22 protein-coding genes are annotated in these 18973 nt (G+C 63.8%); 10 read left to right on the top strand and 12 right to left on the bottom strand.

Annotated elements, in window-relative coordinates; genetic code table 11:
- Positions 1-2: 2 nt before the first annotated feature.
- The 6 genes from rsxC to K5607_RS16385 form a co-directional block, all read right to left on the bottom strand.
- Positions 3-1505, bottom strand: coding sequence for an electron transport complex subunit RsxC (gene rsxC / locus K5607_RS16410; RefSeq protein ID WP_221047647.1), 1503 nt, complete (start codon positions 1503-1505; stop codon positions 3-5).
- Positions 1505-2050: an electron transport complex subunit RsxB gene (gene rsxB, locus K5607_RS16405; protein WP_221047646.1), complete on the bottom strand. Its 546-nt coding sequence runs from the start codon at positions 2048-2050 to the stop codon at positions 1505-1507. Before rsxB ends, rsxC begins: the two co-directional genes overlap by 1 nt.
- Before the next feature lie 3 nt (positions 2051-2053).
- Positions 2054-2635, bottom strand: coding sequence for an electron transport complex subunit RsxA (gene rsxA, locus K5607_RS16400; protein WP_221047645.1), 582 nt, complete (start codon positions 2633-2635; stop codon positions 2054-2056).
- Between the two features lie 107 nt (positions 2636-2742).
- Positions 2743-4866 carry a methionine--tRNA ligase gene (gene metG / locus K5607_RS16395; protein ID WP_054774069.1) on the bottom strand — a complete coding sequence of 708 codons (2124 nt, stop codon included), beginning with the start codon at positions 4864-4866 and terminating at the stop codon, positions 2743-2745.
- A 91-nt stretch (positions 4867-4957) separates the two neighbouring features.
- Complete coding sequence (gene smrA, locus K5607_RS16390) at positions 4958-5560, bottom strand: DNA endonuclease SmrA (RefSeq protein WP_246598900.1); 603 nt, start codon at positions 5558-5560, stop codon at positions 4958-4960.
- Positions 5561-5622: 62 nt separating this feature from the next.
- Entirely contained in the window at positions 5623-6081 is a 459-nt protein-coding gene (locus K5607_RS16385) for a YbhB/YbcL family Raf kinase inhibitor-like protein (protein ID WP_246599034.1), read from the bottom strand.
- Positions 6082-6287: 206 nt separating this feature from the next.
- Here K5607_RS16385 and K5607_RS16380 point away from each other — a divergent pair, with 206 nt between their 5' ends.
- Positions 6288-7133, top strand: a complete 846-nt coding sequence (locus K5607_RS16380; RefSeq protein WP_221047644.1) for a radical SAM protein — start codon at positions 6288-6290, stop codon at positions 7131-7133.
- A gap of 33 nt (positions 7134-7166) precedes the next feature.
- Here the strand turns inward: K5607_RS16380 and K5607_RS16375 are convergent, their stop codons facing one another.
- The 3 genes from K5607_RS16375 to K5607_RS16365 are packed head-to-tail and all read right to left on the bottom strand — an operon-like array spanning position 7167 to position 9065.
- Positions 7167-7775: an NADPH-dependent FMN reductase gene (locus K5607_RS16375; protein ID WP_054774781.1), complete on the bottom strand. Its 609-nt coding sequence runs from the start codon at positions 7773-7775 to the stop codon at positions 7167-7169.
- A gap of 21 nt (positions 7776-7796) precedes the next feature.
- Positions 7797-8663: a pirin family protein gene (locus K5607_RS16370; protein ID WP_221047643.1), complete on the bottom strand. Its 867-nt coding sequence runs from the start codon at positions 8661-8663 to the stop codon at positions 7797-7799.
- Between the two features lie 42 nt (positions 8664-8705).
- The gene (locus K5607_RS16365; RefSeq protein ID WP_221047642.1) at positions 8706-9065 is read right to left on the bottom strand and encodes a DoxX family protein; all 360 of its coding nucleotides are present in this window, start codon (positions 9063-9065) and stop codon (positions 8706-8708) included.
- A 124-nt stretch (positions 9066-9189) separates the two neighbouring features.
- Here K5607_RS16365 and K5607_RS16360 point away from each other — a divergent pair, with 124 nt between their 5' ends.
- From K5607_RS16360 to K5607_RS16345, 4 genes are all read left to right on the top strand, one after another.
- The gene (locus tag K5607_RS16360; protein ID WP_221047641.1) at positions 9190-10077 is read left to right on the top strand and encodes a LysR family transcriptional regulator; all 888 of its coding nucleotides are present in this window, start codon (positions 9190-9192) and stop codon (positions 10075-10077) included.
- A gap of 76 nt (positions 10078-10153) precedes the next feature.
- Positions 10154-10861 (top strand): DNA/RNA nuclease SfsA, encoded by a 708-nt coding sequence (gene sfsA, locus K5607_RS16355; protein WP_054774277.1) that lies wholly within the window; start codon positions 10154-10156, stop codon positions 10859-10861.
- 95 nt (positions 10862-10956) lie between these two features.
- A complete protein-coding gene (locus K5607_RS16350; protein WP_054774278.1) occupies positions 10957-11175 on the top strand; it encodes a hypothetical protein in 219 nt (72 codons plus the stop codon).
- A gap of 27 nt (positions 11176-11202) precedes the next feature.
- On the top strand, positions 11203-11943 hold the full coding sequence (locus K5607_RS16345) for a pteridine reductase (protein WP_082411670.1): 741 nt from the start codon (positions 11203-11205) through the stop codon (positions 11941-11943).
- Here the strand turns inward: K5607_RS16345 and folK are convergent.
- The gene (gene folK / locus K5607_RS16340) at positions 11936-12436 is read right to left on the bottom strand and encodes a 2-amino-4-hydroxy-6-hydroxymethyldihydropteridine diphosphokinase (protein ID WP_054774280.1); all 501 of its coding nucleotides are present in this window, start codon (positions 12434-12436) and stop codon (positions 11936-11938) included. The two genes, K5607_RS16345 and folK, sit on opposite strands and share 8 nt — an antisense overlap.
- Positions 12429-12794, bottom strand: a complete 366-nt coding sequence (folB, locus tag K5607_RS16335; RefSeq protein ID WP_221047640.1) for a dihydroneopterin aldolase — start codon at positions 12792-12794, stop codon at positions 12429-12431. Before folB ends, folK begins: the two co-directional genes overlap by 8 nt.
- An 87-nt stretch (positions 12795-12881) precedes the next feature.
- On the opposite strand from folB, the gene plsY reads away from it, so the two are divergent.
- Positions 12882-13481: a glycerol-3-phosphate 1-O-acyltransferase PlsY gene (gene plsY / locus K5607_RS16330; RefSeq protein ID WP_373280458.1), complete on the top strand. Its 600-nt coding sequence runs from the start codon at positions 12882-12884 to the stop codon at positions 13479-13481.
- Here the strand turns inward: plsY and tsaD are convergent.
- A complete protein-coding gene (gene tsaD, locus K5607_RS16325) occupies positions 13478-14491 on the bottom strand; it encodes a tRNA (adenosine(37)-N6)-threonylcarbamoyltransferase complex transferase subunit TsaD (protein WP_221047639.1) in 1014 nt (337 codons plus the stop codon). The two genes, plsY and tsaD, sit on opposite strands and share 4 nt — an antisense overlap.
- Positions 14492-14596: 105 nt before the next feature.
- Between tsaD and rpsU the strand changes: the two genes are divergently transcribed.
- From rpsU to rpoD, 4 genes are all read left to right on the top strand, one after another.
- The gene (rpsU, locus tag K5607_RS16320) at positions 14597-14827 is read left to right on the top strand and encodes a 30S ribosomal protein S21 (RefSeq protein WP_054773227.1); all 231 of its coding nucleotides are present in this window, start codon (positions 14597-14599) and stop codon (positions 14825-14827) included.
- Positions 14828-14839: 12 nt separating this feature from the next.
- Positions 14840-15301, top strand: coding sequence for a GatB/YqeY domain-containing protein (locus K5607_RS16315; RefSeq protein ID WP_281427712.1), 462 nt, complete (start codon positions 14840-14842; stop codon positions 15299-15301).
- Positions 15302-15349: 48 nt separating this feature from the next.
- A complete protein-coding gene (gene dnaG / locus K5607_RS16310) occupies positions 15350-17074 on the top strand; it encodes a DNA primase (protein ID WP_221047638.1) in 1725 nt (574 codons plus the stop codon).
- A gap of 88 nt (positions 17075-17162) precedes the next feature.
- On the top strand, positions 17163-18968 hold the full coding sequence (rpoD, locus tag K5607_RS16305) for an RNA polymerase sigma factor RpoD (protein WP_221047637.1): 1806 nt from the start codon (positions 17163-17165) through the stop codon (positions 18966-18968).
- Positions 18969-18973: the final 5 nt, after the last annotated feature.

The raw sequence follows: 18973 nt of genomic DNA, 5'->3' as shown, positions 1-18973 counted from the left end.
GGTCAGCTTTGCTCCTTGTCGGTGGGTGCCGAAGCCGTTGCTGCCGCTGCCGCCTGAGCTTGTTCCAAGGCCGCCTTCTTGCGCGCCATGGCCTCGGCTTTTTCGCGCTTTTCCTGTTCCTTGCGGTTCTGGCGCGCTTCGAAGCGCAGGCGGGCGTGTTCGGCTTTGCGCTGTTCGCCTTGCTTGGCGAGGATGCGGCCCTTGGCGGCGCGGAAGTACTGCACCAGGGGAATCTGCGAGGGGCAGACGTAGTCGCAGCAGCCGCATTCGATGCAGTCGAACAGGTTGTAGTTCTGGGCCTTTTTCAGCTGGTCGGTGCGGCTGTGCCAGTAGAGCTGCTGCGGCACCAGGTTGACCGGGCAGGCCTCGGCGCAGGCGCCGCAGCGGATGCAGGGCATGGGTTGCTTTTCGCCGCCCATGGCGGCCAGGTCGGCGACCAGTATGCAGTTGGTGGACTTGATGACCGGCAGTTCGTCGCTGGGCAGGGCCAGGCCCATCATGGGGCCGCCCATGACGAGGCGTTGGGCCTGGGGCGTGTAGCCGCCGCAGAAGGCGGTGAGTTCGGCGATGGGCGTGCCGATGCGCGCCAGCACGTTTTGCGGTTGGGCGATGCCGGGGCCGGTGACGGTGACGATGCGCTCGATCAGCGGCTTGCCTTCCGTCACGGCGGCATAGACCGCCGCTGCCGTGCCGACGTTCTGGCACACCACGCCCACGTCGGCGGGGATGCCGCGCACCGGCACTTCGCGGCCGGTGAGCACCTGGATCAGCTGCTTTTCGCCGCCGGTGGGGTATTTGGACGGCACTTTGACGATTTCCACGTGCTCGTAGCCGTCCCGTATCCGCACCGCTTCCAGGGCCTTGGCCGCTTCCGGCATGTCGGCTTCCACGGCGACGATGCAGCGCTCCACGCCGATGACGCGCATGAGGATGGCGGCGCCGCCCAGCACCCGTTCCGGCCAGCTGCGCAGCAGGCAGTCGTCGCAGGTGATGTAGGGCTCGCATTCGGCGCCGTTGAGCACCAGCAGGTCGATAGCGCGGCCGCCGGTATTGAGTTTGGCCGACGTGGGAAACGCCGCGCCGCCCATGCCGACGATACCGGCGTCCTGGATGCGTTGGCGCAGGGTGGGCACCTTGGAGCGGCGGAAGTCCTTCAGCGAGCGGAAGCGCACGGCGCGGTCCTCGCCGTCGGTGTCGATGACGATGCACACGTCGTCCAGGCCGGACGGGTGGGGAATGGCGCGGCTTTCGATGGCCGTCACCACGCCGGAGCTGGCGGCGTGGATGGGGGCGCTCAAGGGGTGGCTGTCCTGGGCGATGACTTGGCCTTTCAGCACCGTGTCGCCCACCGCCACCAGCGGTTCGGCGTTGCGGCCGCCGCGCTGTTGCAAGGGATAAATCAGCTGTTTCGGTATCGGCGCGACCGCCAAAGGCTGCTCGCTGGACAGCTCTTTGTGGCGGTTGAGGCGCACGCCGCCGTGGAATTCCCAAAATAAGCCAAGCATCACAGCGGCCCGTTTTTCGGTTGCGGCCACTTCCAGGTGGCCAGGGTTTCAGGGATGGGCTTCATGTCGATGCAGTCCACCGGGCAGACCGGCACGCACAGCTCGCAACCGGTGCATTCGGCGGCGATCACCGTGTGCATGTGCTTGGCGGCGCCGAGGATGGCGTCCACAGGGCAGGCCTGGATGCACAGGGTGCAGCCGATGCAGAGGTTTTCGTCGATGACGGCCAGGGCCTTGGGTTTTTCCTCGCCCACCGCGTCGTCCAGGGGTTTGGGCTCCACCCCCATCAATTCGGCCAGCGCCTTGACGCCGTCCTCGCCGCCCGGCGGGCAGCGGTTGATGTCGGCGTCGCCCTTGGCGATGGCTTCCGCGTAAGGCCGGCAGCCGGGGAAGCCGCACTGGCCGCACTGGGTTTGCGGCAGCACCGCGTCGATCTTGTCCACCAGCGGGTCGCCTTCCACCTTGAAGCGGATGGCGGAATAGCCCAGCAGCAGGCCGAAGCCGGCGAACAGGGCGCAAACCAGCAAGAGGCCGACGATGGCCATAGCCTAGCCTTTCACCAGGCCGGCGAAGCCCATGAAGGCCAGCGACATGAGGCCGGCGGTCACCAGGGCGATGGCGTTGCCGCGGAACGGCGCCGGCACTTCGGCGGCGTCCACTCGTTCGCGCACGGAGGCGAACAGCACCAAGACCAAAGTGAAGCCCAGCGACGCGCCGAAGCCGTACAGGGCCGACTGCATGAAATTATGCTGCGACTGGACGTTGAGCAGGGCCACGCCCAGCACCGCGCAGTTGGTGGTAATGAGGGGCAGGTAGATGCCCAATACCTGGTGCAGCACCGGGCTGGTTTTCTGCACCACCAGTTCGGTGAATTGCACCACCACGGCGATGACCACGATGAAAGCGATGGTGCGCAGGTATTCCAGCCCCAGCGGCGCCAGCAGGTAATGGTTGACCACATAGCTGGAGATGGACGACAGCGTCAGCACGAAAGTGGTTGCCATGCCCATGCCCATGGCCGTGTCCAGTTTGCGCGACACCCCCAGGAACGGGCACAGCCCCAGGAATTTCACCAACACGAAGTTGTTGACCAAGATGGTGCTGACGAGGATGAGCAAATACTCTTTCATGGGATGCGGGGCTGAGTCCGGTCTATACCTGAGTGCAATTGTAGGTTTTTAGTCTCTTCGATCCAAGCGGTATTTGGTTATAAGCCTATCCGGCCGGCGATAGGCTTTTACTTCACCTTCATGCCCGGCTGGGCGCCCGAGTCGGGCGACAGCAGGAACAGTCCCGGCGTATTGCCGTCGGTGTCGCTGGCGGCCAGCACCATGCCTTCCGACAGGCCGAACTTCATTTTGCGCGGGGCGAGATTCGCCACCATCACCGTCAATCGGCCCACCAGTTGTTCCGGCGGATAGGCCGACTTGATGCCGGCGAAGACGTTGCGGGTGCTGGTTTCGCCCACGTCCAAGGTGAGGCGGATCAGCTTGTCCGCGCCTTCTACGTGTTCCGCGTTGACGATCTTGGCGATGCGCAGGTCCACTTTGCTGAAGTCGTCGATGCCGATGTGGGCCACCGGGCCTTCCTCGGCTTGCACCGCCTTGTGCTGGTGCTCGGCGTGGCGCGCTTGGGAGGCGGCGCTCGCCGCCGGTTGCAGGGATTGCTTGTTGGCTTCCACCAGGGCTTCCACCTGCTTCGGATCGACACGGGTCATCAGGTGCTTGTAGGGCTGGATCTGCGTGAGCGGCAGGTCGTCCAAATCGCTCCAGGCCAAGCCCTGCTGGAGGCCGAACAGCTCCTGCTCCACCTGCTGCGCCAACCGCGGCAGTACCGGCTTCAGGTACAGGGTGAGCATGGCGAACAAGCGCAGGGCGGCGCTGCACACCACGTGCAAACGGGCGTCGTTGGCCGGGTCTTTTGCGATGGCCCAGGGTTCGGCGGCCGCCACGTATTCGTTGACCAGGTCGGCCAGGCGCATGATTTCGCGCACGGCTTTACCGAAATCCCTTTCTTCGTAATGCTGGGCGATGGCTTGCGCCGATTCCAGCAAGGTGTCATGCAGCTTGCTTTCCGCCGGGCCGTAGCTGTCGATGCCGGCCACGCGGCCGTCGAAGCGCTTGGACACGAAGCCCGCCGTGCGGCTGGCGATGTTGATGTATTTGCCCACCAGGTCGCTGTTGACCCGCAGGACGAAATCCTCCAGGTTCAGGTCGGCGTCTTCCATGCTGCCGTTGAGCTTGCAGGCGTAGTAATAGCGCAGCCACTCGGGATTCAAGCCTTGCTGCAGATAGCTTTCGGCGGTGATGAACGTGCCGCGCGATTTGGACATCTTCTCGCCGTTGACGGTGAGGAAGCCGTGGGCGAAGACTTGCGTCGGCGTGCGGAAGCCGGCGAATTGCAGCATGGCCGGCCAGAACAGCGCGTGGAAATAGAGGATGTCCTTGCCGATGAAGTGGTACAGCTCGGCTTGGGCATCGGCGTTCCAGTAGTCGCCGAATTCCAGCGGCTGGTCCCAGCCTTCGCCGGCCAGGGGCGACGGCGCTTTTTTGTCGCACAGGTTTTGGAAGCTGCCCATATAGCCTATGGGCGCGTCCAGCCAGACGTAGAAATACTTACCCGGCGCATCGGGAATTTCGAAGCCGAAATAGGGCGCGTCGCGGGAAATGTCCCAGTCGGACAGCCCCCCTTCCAGCCATTCGTCCATTTTGTTGGCGGCTTCCGGCTGCAAATGGCCGGCGCGGGTCCAGTCCTTGAGGAAGGCGGCGCATTCGCCCAGCTTGAAGAAGTAGTGTTCCGATTCCTTGCGGACGGGCGCCGCGCCGGACACCGCCGAATAGGGATCGATCAGGTCGGTGGGGGCGTAACTGGCGCCGCAGGCTTCGCAATTGTCGCCGTACTGGTCCTTGGCGTGGCACTTGGGGCATTCGCCCTTGATGAAGCGGTCCGGCAGGAACATTGCCTTGGCCGGATCGTAATACTGTTCGATGGTGCGGGCTTCGATCAGGCTCTTGTCGCGCAGGCGGCGGTAGATTTCCTCGGCCAGCCGGCGGTTCTCGTCGGCGTTGGTGGAATGGAAGTTGTCGAAGGCCACGTGGAAGCCGGCGAAATCCCGTTCGTGCTCCTGCTGCACCCGGGCGATCAGGGCTTCCGGCGTGATGCCTTCCTTCTCGGCGCGCAGCATGATGGGCGTGCCGTGGGTGTCGTCGGCGCAAACGTAGTGGCAGACGTGGCCGCGCATTTTCTGGAAACGCACCCAGATGTCGGTCTGGATGTATTCCAGCAGATGGCCCAGGTGTATGGCGCCGTTGGCGTACGGCAGGGCGCTGGTGACGAGGATTTTGCGCTGCGGCTGGCTCATTGCGGACGGGCTTCCAATATCCACGGGTAAGGCGCGGAATTATTGCACAATTTATGACAGGCTGTCCCTGCCCGCCGCTGTCGCGGGCGGCTCAAGCCACCGGCTTGCCGGAAATCAAGCCCAACCGCAAGCGGGTCAGCTCGCGCCGGTTTTCGCTTTTTTGCAGCATGACATACACGGCGCTGACGCCGCCGTGCCAACGACGCGCCGAGTGGAAAGCGATTACCTCGGGAAACTGCGGCAGCCAGCGCGCCACCTGGCTTTTGATGACGGCCGGCTTGTCGCCCAGGCGGCCGCCGCGGCCGTGCTTGACGAGGGCCAGCCGCACGTCCTGGCGCAGGCAGTCGCGGATGAAGCGGTACAGCTCCCGGCGCGCCTGCTCCGTCCGCAAGGGACGCAGGTCCAGCACCGCCTCGATTTCGTAGCCGCCCTGCTTAAGGTGGCGGAACACGCCGTGCTGCACGCCGTTGCGGCGAAAGCTGAGCGTCGCCTGCGCGTTGATCAATTCGGCATGGCCTTGGGCGAGGAAGTTCTCCTCGTCTTCGTTGCGCCGCCGCAGGAGCGGCGGCGGCGGGGCTTCTCCGTTGCCCAAAGGCCGCGCCGCGCCGTTGCCCGAGCCGCGTATGGGGCGCACGCCGGACATGGCCCGTTGAAACAGGTTGTGGTCTTCCTCGGAAATGCATGCGGGATTCATGGCCTGCCCTCATGGTTTGCCGTTCCTTGCGGCGGAAGATGTGTTCCCGGTTTATGGACAAACTAACGTTTTTGGTAGGTGCCGATCAACTCCGCCCGTCCCAGGATGTGCCCTTGCATGGCTTGTTCCAGCCGCGCCTTGTCCGGCTTGCCCAGGTCCTGCAGCACCGTGTCCAGGGCGTACAGCTTGTGGAAATAACGGTGGCGGCCGATGGGCGGGCACGGGCCGCCGTAGCCGGTGCGTTTCCAGTCGTTGAGCCCTTCCCTTGCGCCGGCCGGTGGCGGCGCGCCTTCCGCCAGGCCGCCGGCGTCGGGCGGGATGTTGTACAGCACCCAATGCACCCAGGTCACAGCCGGCGCCTTGGGATCGGGCGCGTCCGGGTCGTCCACGATCAAGGCCAGGCTTTGCGTGCCTTCCGGCAGATCCGACCACTGCAAGGCGGGAGAGGCGTCCCCGCCCTCGCAGGTGTGGCGGACGGGGATTTCGCTTTGGTGCGAGAAGCTGGGGGAGGACAGGATCATGGGCGATGCTCCTTCGGCGCGGGTGGTGGGAAAAACGGACATTGCCGACAATATAGCGATGGATAACAGGGACTTCACGGCGGCCTCCTTGTTCGGTTCGGCGGGGAGCGTTTACTATTGCGCCTGCTGTCAGGTGAAGTCAAAAGGCTTCCCAAAGCCGCAGCGTAATGGATCACCTAAGGCTTACCATCCCTTTCGAGTCACCCATGCTTACCACCACCAACCATGATCGCTACCGCGTCGGCCTGACCCACGTTTACCCGGTGCTGTCGCGCCGCTCCGGCGGCCTGTCCATCGGCGTCAACCTCAATCCCAACAATGCCTGCAACTGGCGCTGCATTTACTGCCAAGTGCCCAATTTGCAACGGGGGGCGGCGCCGGAGATCGATTTGGCCCTGCTGGAGCGGGAGCTGCAGGGGTTTCTCGACGACGTATTGCGGGGCGACTTTTTCGCAAGCTTCCAGGTGCCCGAGGAGTTGCGCACGGTGCGCGACATCGCCATTTCCGGCAACGGCGAGCCGACCAGCTCGGAACAATTTCCCGAGGTGGTCGACCTGATCGGCCGCGTCGTCGCCAAGGCGGGACTGGCTGCCGGCGGCAAGCTGGTGCTCATCAGCAACGGCAGCCTGGTGCACAAGGCCACGGTGCAGGAAGGCCTGCGGCGCTGGGGCAAGCTCGGCGGCAAGATGTGGTTCAAGGTGGACAGCGCCACCGACGCGGGCCTGGAACGCATCAACAACGCCGGCATTTCCGCCGCCAAGCTGCGGGAGAATTTGGAAACCGCCGCCGGATTGTGCAAAGTCTGGCTGCAAACCTGCATGTTCAGCCTGGACGACGAGCCGCCCACTTTCGGCGAGTGCCAAGCCTATGTGAAATTGCTGACGGACTTGCTGGACAAGAAGGTGCCGATCCAGGGGGTGCAATTGTACGGCCTGGCGCGGGAGTCCCAGCAGCCGGAGGCGCCGCTGTTGTCGGCCCTGCCGTCGGAGTGGCTGGAAAGGCTGGCGGCGGATATCCGCCGCTTGGGGTTGACGGTCAACGTCGCCGAATAGCCGGAGCCCTTTCCCGCCGGACAGGGCGCGCCGCTACATACCGTAGGGAAAGCGGCCGCGGTCCAGCACGCCGCTGTCCCGTACCTGGCGCAACGCCCGGCTGTATTCCGCCAGCACCATCAGGCCGTAATCCAGGCGCTGGCGCACGGCCGCGTCTTCTTCCGAGTGCGCCGTTTCCCCGTTCAGCACCTCGCCCACGTTGCGCACGATCACGTGTTCCGGAATGTAGGTGAGATGGGTGTTCTTGTAGCTGCTCATACGCAGTTCGGCGATGGGATAGGCGCCGCCGCGGGAAGCGGAAACGCCCACCAGCAGGCCGGGCTTGTGGTACAGGCAGCCGTCCGCGGCGTACAGGAAAAAGTTCTTCAGCGCCGCCGGCACCATGCCGCCCCATTCCGGCGCGACGATGACGGCCCCGTCGCATTCCGCCAGCGCCGCGCTGACCGGGTTCCAAGCCTCCGTCAAGCGGGCGTCGCCGCTGCGGATGCCTTCTTCCCACAGGGGCAGGGGCGTCTTGCCCAATTCCAGTAGATAACATTCATGCTCGGCATCGAGCGCCGCGAGGCGCGCCATGGAAAATCGGGACACCTTGCCCGATTGGGAGTCCGGCCGGTGGCTGCCGGATATGACGGCGAATTTCATGGGATTTCTCCAGCTAAGGTTTCAGAAGCGGCCGTTGCGGTAATCGGCGAAGGCTTGCTCCACCTCCGCACGGGTGTTCATCACGAACGGCCCGCCTTGGGCGATGGGTTCCCCCAGCGGCCGGCCCGCGATCAGCAGCAGCCGCGCCTCTTGCTCGGCTCGCAACGCCACGGCGCGCGGTCCGTTGGTCAGCACCGCCAAGGTTCGCGCCGGGACGCGTTGGTCGTCGGGGCCGGCGAAGACTTCGCCGCTGTGGACGAACAAAAAGCCATTGTACTGCGGCGGCAGGTTTTGCCTATGGACGGCGCCGGCCGGCAGGGCGATGTCCAGGATCAGCGGTTCCGTGTCCGGGCACTGCAACGGTCCGCTCACGCCCCGGCTGTCTCCGGCGATGACTTTGACGACGGCGCCCGCGTCGGTTTCGTCTTGGGGGATTTCCTCGGCGGCGATGTCCCGGTACACCGGCTCCGACAGCTTGCGCCGCGCCGGCAGGTTGAGCCACAGCTGAAAGCCGTGCAACAGGCCGTCCCGCTGCTCGGGCATTTCCGAGTGGACGATGCCCCGGCCGGCCCGCATCCACTGCACGCCGCCGGGCCCCAGCAGGCCTTGGTGGCCGGCGTTGTCGCGATGGCGCATCTGCCCGGCCAGCAGATAGGTGATGGTTTCGAAGCCTCGGTGGGGATGGTCGGGAAAGCCGGCGATGTAATCGCCGGGGGAGTCGGAGCGGAACTCGTCCAGCATCAGGAAGGGATCGAGGCGGGTTTGCAGCTCCGCCGTCAACACTCTCGTCAGCTTCACTCCGGCGCCGTCGGTGACGGCCTTGCCGGCCACCAGCCGTTCCACCCGCCGGGATTCCGGCGGGGCGATCGGGGTTGAGTTTGTATGCATGGCTTTCTCCTTAAATTGGATCGTGGCGGCGCCGCGCCGTTTTCAAGAACGGTTCCCCGTTTCGGCCTGCGCGAACAGCAATAGCAAGCCGCCGGCGATGGACAGGTTTTTCAGGAACATGATGAACTGGGTTTTGTCTGCGAAGTCGTGGTGGAACAACAAGGCGGCGACGACGGAAAAAACCGCCAGGGCCAGGGCGGCCCAGCGCGCGCCGTATCCGGTCATCAGCGCCAGGGCGCCGCCGATTTCCAGGGCGATGACGCCCGGCAGCAGGACGCCCGGCACGCCGATAGCCTCCATGTAAGCTTGGGTGCCGGCGTAGCCGCCGATTTTGTTGATGCCGGTGACAAGGAAGATTTGCGCCAACAGGATGCGGGCGGCGATTTGCGTGTATTTGTCCATGGTGTGCTCCTGGGAAGGTTGAGGTGGTCGCGCCCCGGTTGCGGCGCTTGGAGTTCATCATAGGAGTTGCTTATTCGATAAAAAAGCGCAAGATTTCGATGTAATTAATCGAATATTTCGCTTTATGACCTTGCGTTTACCCCATACGACCCTGGAGCAATGGCGGGTGCTGCAAGCCGTGGTGGACTCGGGCGGCTTCGCCCAAGGCGCCGGCGTCCTGCATCGCAGCCAATCGGCGGTCAGCTACACCTTGGCGCGGCTGCAAGCCCAGCTCGGTTTGCCGCTGTTGCAGACGGAGGGCCGGCGGGCGCGCCTAACCGCCACCGGCGCGGCGCTGCTGCAAGAGGCGCAGCCTTTGGTCGAAGGCTTGCTGCGCCTGGAGGAGCGCGCCCGCGCTTTGCAGCAGGGCTGGGAGGCGGTGGTTCGTTTGGCGGTGGACAGCATGTTCCCCACGCCGCGCTTGTTGGCTTGCCTGGCGGCCTTTTCGGCGCAATGCCCGGACACCCAGGTGGAGCTGCGCGAGGTGATCCTGTCCGGCGCCGACGACGCCTTGTTCGGCGGCGAAGCGGACTTGATCATCGGCAGCCGCGTGCCGGAAGGTTTTCTCGGCGACCGCCTGCTGGACGTCGAGTTCGTGGCGGTGGCCCATCCTTCCCACCCGCTGCATCAGCTGGGGCGGGCGCTGACCGCCGAGGATCTGGCCCGCGAGCTGCAAGTGGTGATCCGCGACTCCGGCACCCGCGAGCCGCGCGACGAAGGCTGGTTGGGAGCCAGCCGGCGCTGGACGGTCAGCACGCCGGAAACCGCCGTGGCGCTGCTCTCCAGCGGCTTCGGTTTCGCTTGGCAGGCGCGCCACCGCATCGAGGAGCCGCTGGCGCGAGGCACGCTGCTGCCGTTGAACTTGGCCGCCGGCCAAGTGCGCCACGCTCCGCTTTACCTGGTCCTGCGCGATCCCCAGCTGGCCGGTCCGGCCACCCTGGCCCTGGCGCGGATTTTCCGGACGGCGGCCTGATCGGTCGCGTCCTTGGCCGCGCCGCGCCGCGGTATCATGAGGCGGCTATTTCAAACCGGACGTTCGCCCCCCCCCGATGCAATTCGAGTCTCCCCTAGTTCCAGGCGTGCTCCTACGCCGCTACCAGCGCTTCCTCGCCGACGTGCGGCTGGCCGACGGCAGCACGGTCACCGCACATACCCCCAACACCGGCTCCATGAAGGGCTGCTGCGAGCCGGGCAGCCGGGTGTGGCTGCGCGATAGCGGCAGCGCCACGCGCAAATACCCTTTCTCTTGGGAGCTGGTGGAGGCGGCGCCGGACGTGTTGGTGGGCATCAACACCGGCTTGGCCAACGCTCTGGTGCGGGAAGCCGTCGAGAATGGCGTGGTCCAGGAACTGCAAGGCTACCGCCGCATCCGCCAGGAGGTGCGCTACGGCGAGGAAAACAGCCGTATCGATCTGCTGCTGGAGCGCGACGACGGCGGTTTGTGCTATGTGGAAGTGAAAAACGTCACGTTGGTTGAAGGCGGCATAGCCTTATTCCCCGACGCGGTCAGTAGCCGCGGCGCGAAACACTTGCGGGAATTGGCGGCCATGGTGCGCCAGGGCCATCGGGCGGTGATTTTTTATTGCGTGCAGCGCCGGGACGCCGGCGCGGTGTCGCCGGCGGATGGGATCGATCCTCTGTATGGCCGCACCCTGCGCGAAGCGCTGGCGCAAGGGGTGGAGGCGTTGGCTTATCGGGCCGAGGTTGGAACGGAGGGCATCGCTCTGCGCGAAGTGCTGGCGGTGGTTTGCCCGTGACGGTCTATAATGCGGTGCGGCTCACGCGAAAGCGCTCCGTGCCTTTTGCCGCCGTACCAACATGATCAATTATTTGAGTCCGAGCTGCCCATCCCATGAAATACTTCATCTGCCGTCCTTTGAAAAAATTCACTTCGGAACGGCTGTGCGAGAAAGTGTCGGGGAAATCAGAGGAAGAGATTCCCGCGCAATGCAGGGACTGTAATCCTGAGGAGGCGCAGAGGGAATGGCGCAAATACGAGCCGAATGAGGTGTTCAGCGACGAGCTGTACCAAGAATTCAAGGCTGTTTGGAACGAAGGGGACGCATCGTAACCGGCCCGTCGGCACCGGATAGTCGCGTTGGACCCGCCTCACCGTAGCGCCCTGATCACCGGCGCCGCTCGGCGCATCGGTGCGGCCATCGCCGAGCGCTTGCACGACGCCGGTTATAACGTCGTCGTTCATTGCCGTCGTTCGACCGAAGCCGCGCAGGCCTTATGCGAACGGCTCGACGCTGCGCGCCCCGGCTCCGCCCGCGTTTTATCCATGGACTTGGCCCAGGTGGGCGATCTGGACGATTTCGTTCGGCGGGCGGCGGCGTTTTGGGGCGGCTTGGATGTGTTGGTCAACAACGCGTCGGCTTTTTATCCCACGACGGTCGGCCAAACCAGCGAAACGGAGTGGGACGGGCTGCAAGACGCCAATCTCAAGGCGCCCTACTTTCTCTGCCAGGCGGCCCTGCCGTGGTTGCGGCTGCGCCGGGGCTGCATCGTCAATATCACCGACATCCACGCCATGCGCGGCTTGCCCGGCTACAGCGCCTATTCCGTGAGCAAGGCCGGTTTGGTCGCTTTGACCCAATGTCTGGCGAAAGAGTTGGCGCCGGAACTGCGCGTCAACGCCGTGGCGCCGGGGGCCATCCTGTGGCCGGAGCGGCCTGTGGGCGATGACGAAAAAGCCAGCATCCTCGCCCGCGTGCCTTTGCGGCGTCCGGGCTGCCCCGACGACATCGCCAAGGCCGTGCTGTATTTGGTGCGGGACGCCGACTACGTGACCGGTCAGGTGCTGGCGGTGGACGGCGGGCGGAGTTTGTTCAGCTGAGACGCCGCCAAGCCGGTTCGACGCGCCGCTGCGCCAGGTCGGCTTTGTCGAAGCGTTCCCACAAATCCGCATAACGTTCGCCGCTCAGGGGGTCGCGCAAGTTCGGCGCTATCTCCACCAGCGGTTCCAGCATGAAGGCGTAGCGGACGATCTCGTCGCGGGGCAGCAGGGGCTTGCGATCGGTGCGAACCAGGTCGCCGTACAGGATCAAGTCCAAATCCAGCGTGCGGGGGGCGAATTTCTGGGCGTCGCGGCGGCGGCCGTGGCGGTGTTCCAGCTCGGTTAGGGCGGCGGCCACTTGATCCACTTCCTGATCCGTGTCGAAGCCCACTACCAGGTTGTAGAAAGGGTCGCCGGAAAAGCCCACGGCGGCGGTTTCGTAGACGCTGGATACGTCCAGGGCGCCGAAGCGTTCGGCCAGATCCCGCAAGGCTTGCGGGACGTGGATATCCCGCTCCACGTTGCTGCCGATGCTGACGTAAGCCTTAGGCATGGCAGGATTTGTCGCCCCTTTCGATGATGACGCCCACGTCGCTGGCGCCGCGGATGGCGCCTTTTTTGTTGAGGGTGAGGCGGACCCAGGGCACGCCGAATTCGTTGCGGATGATCTGCGCCAGCTGTTCGGCCATGGTTTCCACCAGGAAGAATTGGCTGTTCTCGACGAAGTCGATGACCCGCTTCGATACGGCCTTGTAGTCCAGGGTGTCTTCGATGGCGTCGGATTGGGCGGCTTTGCGTATGTCGCAAGCCATTTCGAAGTCGAGAATCACCGTCTGGCGGATTTCCCGCTCCCAGTCGTAGATGCCGATGATCGTCTCGATCTGCAGGCCGCGCAGAAATATAATATCCATGGGCGTGTTCGGGGTTGGTCGCAATAGCGGCTTATCATAGGCGAATCGGCTCCTATTAACCAACTTGGCGGGTACGAAATGGCAATGATGTGGCAGTGGGCTTTGGTGCCTTTGGCTTATTTGATGGGGTCCGTGTCCAGCGCCGTGGTGGTGTGCCGGGCCATGGGACTGCCCGACCCCCGCGCCGAAGGCTCGAAAAACCCCGGCGCCACCAACGTGTTGCGTATCGGCGGCAAGAAAGCGGCGGCCATCACGCTGTTTGGCGACGTGTTGAAAGGCGTGTTGCCGGTGGTCTTGGGCAAAGCCTTGGGCGTCGAGCCGATGCTGCTGGCGATGATCGGCCTGGCCGCTTTTCTCGGTCATTTATTCCCGGTTTTTTTCGGCTTCCAGGGCGGCAAGGGCGTCGCTACCGCGGTGGGCGTGCTGGCGGCGTTTTCCTGGCAAGTGGGCCTGGCCCTGCTCGGCACCTGGCTGGCGATGGCGGCCATTTCGCGCATTTCTTCCCTGTCGGCGTTGACCGCTTCGGTGTTGGCGCCCTTCTATGTGTGGTGGCTGAGCGGCGATATGGCCATGACGGCGACGGCCGGCTTGTTGAGCGTGCTGCTGGTGTGGCGCCACAAAGGCAATATCCAGCGCATCCTGTCCGGCACGGAAAGCCGCATCGGCCAGAAGAAAAAGGCGGCTTAAGGCGGCGACAATTCCGTCAGCGGCCAGCGCGCCCGCGCCGCGATGACGGGCGCTTCCCGCTGGCCGGCCAGCAATCGCATGCAGCCGGCGTAGGCGATCATGGCGCCGTTGTCGGTGCAGAATTCGTGGCGGGCAAAGTAGACGTGGCCGCCGCTCTGCCGCGCCAAGCCGCTTAATTTTTCCCGTATCGTCCGATTGGCGCTGACGCCGCCGGCCACCACCAGCCGCTTCATGCCGGTGGCTTGCAGCGCGCGGCGGCACTTGATGGCTAGAGTGTCGGCCACCGCGTCTTCGAAGGCGCGGGCCACGTCGGCCTGGTCTTGCGGGGTGCCGTCGGTGCCTTGCAGTGTCACCATGGTGTGGGTTTTCAGGCCGCTGAAGCTGAACTCCATGCCCTGGCGGTCCACCATGGGGCGGGGAAACTGGAAGCGTGTCGGGTCGCCCTGTTCCGCCAAGCGCGACAAGGCCGGCCCGCCGGGATAGTCCAGCCCCATCAGCTTGGCCGATTTGTCGAAAGCCTCGCCGGCGGCGTCGTCCAAGGACTCCCCCAGCAATTCGTACTGTCCCAGGCCGGTGACCGCGATCAGCTGGGTATGGCCGCCGGAAACCAGCAGGGCGACGAAAGGAAACGCCGGCGGATCCGGCTCCAGCATGGGCGCGAGCAGGTGGCCCTCCATGTGGTGCACGGCCACGGCCGGAACTTTCCAAGCCCAGGCCAGGCTGCGCGCCACCGCCGCCCCGGCCAGCAGCGCGCCGATCAGGCCGGGGCCGGCGGTGTAGGCGACGGCGTCCACGTCCTTGGCTGTAAGGCCGGCGTCGGCCAGGGTCTGGCGAATTAAGGGGATCAGCTTGCGCACGTGGTCGCGGGACGCCAGCTCCGGCACCACCCCGCCGTATTCCGCATGGATGGCGACTTGGCTGTGCAGCCGATGGGCGACGAGGCCCCGTTGGGCATGGTATAGCGCGACGCCGGTTTCGTCGCAGGAGGTTTCGATACCCAGTACGAGCATGGTCTGAAGTTGCTTTGGCGGGGGAGAGGAGTATACTTCAGCGTTTGTATTTCCGCAGGCCCGATTGTCGGGCAGGCTAATGTTGGGAAGTCACCAGGAGTTTCAATGCCTTCGGTCAGAGTCAGAGATAACGAGCCGTTCGAAATCGCCATCCGCCGCTTCAAGCGCGCCTGTGAAAAAGCCGGTGTGCTGTCGGAAATCCGCCGCCGCGAATTCTACGAGAAGCCCACCGCGGAACGTAAGCGCAAGGCTGCCGCCGCCGTGAAGCGTCACCTGAAGAAGCTGTCGCGCGAGCGCTACAACCTGCAGAATCTGCGCAAAGGCCGTCCGTCCTAAGCGGTAGCCGTTGTGAGCGATACTTCTCTCTCTTTCAAGCAGCGTATCCAAGAGGATATGAAGGCTGCCATGAAGGCCGGTGAAAAAGACCGGCTGGGCGTTATTCGCCTGATTTTGGCCGCCATCAAGCAAAGGGAAGTGGACGAGCGCATTGTGCTGGACGACGCGCAGGTGTTGCTGGTGCTGGACAAAATGGCCAAGCAGCGGCGCGAGTCCATCAGCCAATATCGGTCGGCCAACCGCGAGGATTTGGCGGCGGTCGAAGAGGCCGAGTTGACCATCATCCTGGCCTATTTGCCCGCAGCGCTGCCCGACGAAGAAATCGCCGCCATGGTGGGCGCGGCCATCGCGGAAACCGGTGCGGCTGGGCCTGCCGACATGGGCAAGGTGATGGCGGTGCTGAAGCCGAAAATGCAAGGCCGGGCGGATATGTCGGCGGTCAGCGCCATCGTGAAGCAGCGGCTGAGCAGCTGAGGCAACCGCTGTTTCGCGGCATGTCCGGCCGGCAAGGGCTGTTACGGCATGTCGGGTAAAATTCCCCAATCGTTTATCGATGACCTGTTGGCGCGCGTCGACATCGTCGACTTGATCGACGCGCGCGTGCCGCTCAAAAAGTCGGGGGTCAATTACTCGGCGCGCTGCCCGTTCCACAACGAGAAAACCCCCAGCTTCACCGTCAGCCGAGAGAAGCAGTTTTACCACTGCTTTGGTTGCGGCGCCCACGGGACTGCCATCGGCTTTTTGATGGAGCATGACCGCCTGGGGTTTATCGAGGCGGTGGAGGAACTGGCGGCCCGTTGCGGCTTGCAAGTGCCGCGCGACACGGCGCCGTCCGATGACGCCGCGCCGACCCGTGCTATTTACGAATTGCAGCAACAGGCGGCGGGGTATTACGCCGAGCAGCTGCGGCGGCATCCCCAGCGCCAGCGGGCGGTGGATTATCTGAAACAGCGTGGCGTCAGCGGCGACGTAGCCGCCCGTTACGGTTTGGGGTACGCGCCGCCGGGCTGGGACAACTTGATGGCCCGCTTCGACGAGAGCGGCCTGCTCGAAGCCGGGCTGCTGGTGAATCGGGACGATGGCCGCCGCTATGATCGCTTCCGCGACCGCATCATGTTTCCCATTCGCGACCGGCGCGGACGGGTGGTGGGATTCGGCGGGCGGGTATTGGACGGCGGCGAGCCGAAATATTTGAATTCGCCGGAAACGGCGGTGTTTAAAAAACGCCGCGAGGTCTACGGCCTTTACGAATTGTTAAAGGCGCCCGGCAAGCCGCCGTTCATCCTGGTGGTCGAGGGATACATGGATGTCGTGGCGTTGGCCCAATACGGCATTCCCTACGCCGTCGCCGCTTTGGGAACCGCCACCACGCCGGAGCACGTGGAGCTGTTGTTCCGCTATTGCTCGGAAGTGGTGTTTTGTTTCGATGGCGACGCGGCCGGCCATGCCGCGGGATGGCGCGCCCTGGAAGCGGCTTTGCCGCATATGCGCGACGGGCGCCAAGTGCGGTTTTTGCACGTGCCCCAGGGGCACGATCCCGACACCCTGGTGCGGCAAGAAGGCGCTGAAAGTTTCCGCGCTCGTATCGTCGGCGCGACGCCCTTGTCCGACTACTTTTTCGAGCGTTTGCAAACCGGCCTTAATTTGACGGAAATGGAAGGACGGGCCGGCCTGGTGACGCGCGGCCGGGAGATGCTGGGGAAGCTGCCAGACGGCGTGTTTCGGCAAATGATGCAGGCGCGCCTGGCGCAGGTGGGCGGGGTGGCACGGGTCGAATTATCGGCGAAATCGACTACACTTGTCCCTCAAGCCGTCCGTCGCCCGTCGCCCCGCCGAATGGCGCCGTCCGTGGCCAGACGCATGATGGCGCTGGTATTGGCCGAGCCGGGGTTGGCGCGCAGCGTGGATAGCGCGTTGATGAACTGGCTGGCGGCCAGCAACGATGGCGAGTTGTTTTTTTTGCAGCAGCTTCTGGAAATCGCCGGCAGCCATCCCCATATCCAGGCATCGGCGGTAGTCGAAAGGTTTCGCGACACCCCCCACTGGGATTACGCCCAGTCCCTATTGGACGAAGAACGGCCCGAAGGACTTCTGGAGGCGGAGTTCTCCGGCGCATTGGAGCGCTTGCGCGACAAAATGCGCGGCGAACGCTGGGACAGTCTGGTGGCGAAGATGGAAACCCAAGGGCTCAATGCGGCCGAAAAAGCGGAATATCAGGGATTGATGGCCGAACGCCTCTCCCGTTAAGCCGGTTTTTCGCAGGGTAGTCCGGGCGCGTTAGGCGCGATATTGAATTTGGTATTTCTCGAAACTTCACTTTTGACGTAGGTAATCGATGGACCACGAACAGCAACAAGCCCAGCTGAAAGAGCTCATTGCCAAGGGCAAGTCGCAAGGCTATCTGACATATGCCGAGGTCAACGACCATTTGCCCAGCCACATTGTGGACCCGGATCAAATGGAAGACATCATCGGCATGATCAACGACATGGGCATCGAAGTCCATGAAGTTGCGCCGGATACGGACATGATTACCGACGCCGCCGTCGTGGTCGGCGACGACGACGACGCCGCGGAAGTGGCAGCCGCGCTGGCCTCGGTGGATTCCGAGCACGGCCGCACCACCGACCCGGTGCGCATGTACATGCGCGAAATGGGCACGGTCGAACTGCTTACCCGCGAAGGCGAGTTGACCATCGCCAAGCGCATCGAGCAAGGCTTGCTGCAAGCCTCCACGGAATTGGCGCGCTTCCCCGCCGTGATGGACTACTTCATCAAGGCGTTCGATCGCGTCAACGAAGGCGAAACCCGCTTGTCGGATTTGATTTCCGATTTCGTCGACCCGATGCAGGACGAAGTGCTGCCTGAAGAAGTGTTGGCGGTCGATGACGATTCGGAAACTTCGGATATTGCGGAGGCCGATACCGGTCCGGATCCGGAGTTGGTGAAAGAAAAAATCGAGGAACTTAAGAAGCGCCACAAGGCGGTGATCTCCTCCCTCAACAAGAACGGTTACAAGCACGCCAAGACCGACAAGGCTTTTGCCGCCGTTACCGACGCGTTCCTTGAGTTCAAGCGTACGCCGCAGTTCCTGAAGGAACTGACCGACGTGCTGCGCGGGGTTATGGGCAAAATCCGCGAGCAGGAAAGGATCATTCAGGATATCGCCGTCAACCGCTGCCGGATGCCGCGCAAGGACTTCCTCAGCGCCTTCCAAGGCAACGAAACCAACCCCGAGTGGTTGGACGCGCAGTTGGCCAGCGGCAAGGCCTATGCGGAAAAACTGAGCGGTTACGCCGACGACATTCGCCGCGCCCATGCCCGCTTGGCCGCCATCGAAAAAGAGAACTATCTGGCCATCAGCGAAATCCGCGATATTTACCGCCGCATGCTGGTGGCGGAGGAAATGGCGCGCAAGGCCAAGAAGGAAATGATCGAGGCCAACCTGCGTCTGGTGATTTCCATCGCCAAGAAATATACTAATCGCGGCCTGCAATTCCTGGACTTGATCCAGGAAGGCAACATCGGTTTAATGAAAGCGGTGGACAAGTTCGAATACCGCCGCGGCTACAAGTTCTCCACCTATGCGACATGGTGGATACGACAAGCCATCACCCGGTCCATTGCCGACCAGGCGCGCACGATTCGCATCCCGGTGCACATGATCGAAACCATCAACAAGCTCAACCGGATATCCCGGCAGATGCTGCAGGAGATGGGTCGTGAAGCCACGCCGGAAGAGCTGTCGGTGCGCATGGAAATGCCCGAGGACAAAGTCCGCAAGGTGCTGAAGATCGCCAAGGAGCCCATTTCCATGGAAACTCCCATTGGCGATGACGAAGATTCGCATCTGGGCGATTTCATCGAAGACTCCCGGATCATGTCGCCCGTCGAAGCGGCCACCGTGTCCGGCCTGCGGGAAACCACCCAGCAGGTATTGGCCGGCTTGACTTCGCGTGAGGCCAAGGTGCTGCGCATGCGCTTCGGCATCGACATGAACACGGACCACACCTTGGAAGAGGTGGGCAAGCAATTCGACGTGACGCGCGAGCGCATTCGCCAGATCGAAGCGAAAGCCCTGCGCAAACTGCGCCACCCGTCGCGCTCGGAACAGCTGCGCAGCTTCCTGGATGTGGATTAACCCCG

Source organism: Methylogaea oryzae (assembly GCF_019669985.1).
Classification (GTDB): Bacteria; Pseudomonadota; Gammaproteobacteria; order Methylococcales; family Methylococcaceae; genus Methylogaea; species Methylogaea oryzae.
This window is presented reverse-complemented; position numbering and strand designations above follow the sequence as displayed.

Coding starts and splice junctions, on each gene's coding strand:
- rsxC (WP_221047647.1), bottom strand. CDS start 1,505: ATGCTTGGCTTATTTTGGGAATTCCACGGCGGCGTGCGCCTCAACCGC.
- rsxB (WP_221047646.1), bottom strand. CDS start 2,050: ATGGCCATCGTCGGCCTCTTGCTGGTTTGCGCCCTGTTCGCCGGCTTC.
- rsxA (WP_221047645.1), bottom strand. CDS start 2,635: ATGAAAGAGTATTTGCTCATCCTCGTCAGCACCATCTTGGTCAACAAC.
- metG (WP_054774069.1), bottom strand. CDS start 4,866: ATGAGCCAGCCGCAGCGCAAAATCCTCGTCACCAGCGCCCTGCCGTAC.
- smrA (WP_246598900.1), bottom strand. CDS start 5,560: ATGAATCCCGCATGCATTTCCGAGGAAGACCACAACCTGTTTCAACGG.
- K5607_RS16385 (WP_246599034.1), bottom strand. CDS start 6,081: ATGATCCTGTCCTCCCCCAGCTTCTCGCACCAAAGCGAAATCCCCGTC.
- K5607_RS16380 (WP_221047644.1), top strand. CDS start 6,288: ATGCTTACCACCACCAACCATGATCGCTACCGCGTCGGCCTGACCCAC.
- K5607_RS16375 (WP_054774781.1), bottom strand. CDS start 7,775: ATGAAATTCGCCGTCATATCCGGCAGCCACCGGCCGGACTCCCAATCG.
- K5607_RS16370 (WP_221047643.1), bottom strand. CDS start 8,663: ATGCATACAAACTCAACCCCGATCGCCCCGCCGGAATCCCGGCGGGTG.
- K5607_RS16365 (WP_221047642.1), bottom strand. CDS start 9,065: ATGGACAAATACACGCAAATCGCCGCCCGCATCCTGTTGGCGCAAATC.
- K5607_RS16360 (WP_221047641.1), top strand. CDS start 9,190: ATGACCTTGCGTTTACCCCATACGACCCTGGAGCAATGGCGGGTGCTG.
- sfsA (WP_054774277.1), top strand. CDS start 10,154: ATGCAATTCGAGTCTCCCCTAGTTCCAGGCGTGCTCCTACGCCGCTAC.
- K5607_RS16350 (WP_054774278.1), top strand. CDS start 10,957: ATGAAATACTTCATCTGCCGTCCTTTGAAAAAATTCACTTCGGAACGG.
- folK (WP_054774280.1), bottom strand. CDS start 12,436: ATGCCTAAGGCTTACGTCAGCATCGGCAGCAACGTGGAGCGGGATATC.
- folB (WP_221047640.1), bottom strand. CDS start 12,794: ATGGATATTATATTTCTGCGCGGCCTGCAGATCGAGACGATCATCGGC.
- plsY (WP_373280458.1), top strand. CDS start 12,882: ATGTGGCAGTGGGCTTTGGTGCCTTTGGCTTATTTGATGGGGTCCGTG.
- tsaD (WP_221047639.1), bottom strand. CDS start 14,491: ATGCTCGTACTGGGTATCGAAACCTCCTGCGACGAAACCGGCGTCGCG.
- rpsU (WP_054773227.1), top strand. CDS start 14,597: ATGCCTTCGGTCAGAGTCAGAGATAACGAGCCGTTCGAAATCGCCATC.
- dnaG (WP_221047638.1), top strand. CDS start 15,350: ATGTCGGGTAAAATTCCCCAATCGTTTATCGATGACCTGTTGGCGCGC.
- rpoD (WP_221047637.1), top strand. CDS start 17,163: ATGGACCACGAACAGCAACAAGCCCAGCTGAAAGAGCTCATTGCCAAG.